General features: G+C 65.6%; 1 pseudogene. It reads right to left on the bottom strand.

Going from position 1 to position 910, the window contains the following annotated elements:
- A pseudogene (locus tag ABTU92_RS29520) lies at positions 1-389 on the bottom strand (hypothetical protein); the annotation flags it as partial.
- Positions 390-910: the final 521 nt, after the last annotated feature.

The following is a 910-nucleotide window of genomic DNA, read 5'->3' as shown; positions in this document are numbered from 1 at the left end:
TGCGTGTTGACCAGGATCTCGGCGCCGACCGGCGCGCCGGTGCTGCTGTAGCGCTGGGCGCGGATGTCGAGATAGCCGAAATACGGGCTGTCGTCCTCCCAGGTGACGACGAAGCCGCCGTCCGACAGGGCCGTGATCGCGGGATTGCCCTGGCCCCAGTCCCAGGTGGTGTTGACCGTGAACTCGTAGCCGATCTTGACGCCGCTCGCGTTGAAGATCTGCGCCTTGACGTCGCCGAAGCTCGGGTTCTCGTAGTCCGGCTCGCTGTCGTCACGCCACGTGACGACGTAATTGCCGTTCGCCAGCCCGGTCACGGCCGGCGTGGTCTGGTCGAGCGTGGTCGACGTGTTGACGAGAACCTCGGGGCCGACCTTCAATGTCGTGGTCATCGCAAACATCTCCATTATCTATGATATGGCGTCTCGAATGAAACGCCCGCGCCCTGCGGCACGGCGCGACGAGGTTCCTCGCGGGTCGCGCCAGCGCGGGCTCTCGGCTCGCGGCGCCATCGTGCAAGATAACATTAACGATGTTGTGACGAATGATAAAATGTATCATGGTTTGCGATATACGCCGATCGCCGACGTGATCAGAACATCCGGAGCGGGAGGCAATCGACGTGCGCAATCTCTGGTGCGCGGCCCCGGCTCGAGAGGACGACGTGTGACGACGACTGGTGGGGACGATTCGTGAGGACGGTGCACGCTGCGTGCGCCTGTCCCCGAAACGCGGCGCCGGCGCGCGCCGGGCGAGGCGGCGACGGTGCCCGTGGTCTCGCTCACGCGGGCATGCCGGGGATCTGCGACCCGGCCGGGGCGTGAACACGATGACCCGGACGCCAATCTCGCGATTGGATCCGGGTCCCGCCGCAACGCTCCGGGAAGGAGTGACGACAGCCCCCGCAACGAGA

Origin of the sequence: Rhodoplanes sp. SY1, assembly GCF_046000175.1 — a bacterium.
In the GTDB taxonomy this organism is placed as follows: Bacteria; Pseudomonadota; Alphaproteobacteria; order Rhizobiales; family Xanthobacteraceae; genus Rhodoplanes.
Note: the sequence above shows the minus strand (reverse complement) of the source record. Positions and strands in the feature narration are given on the sequence as shown.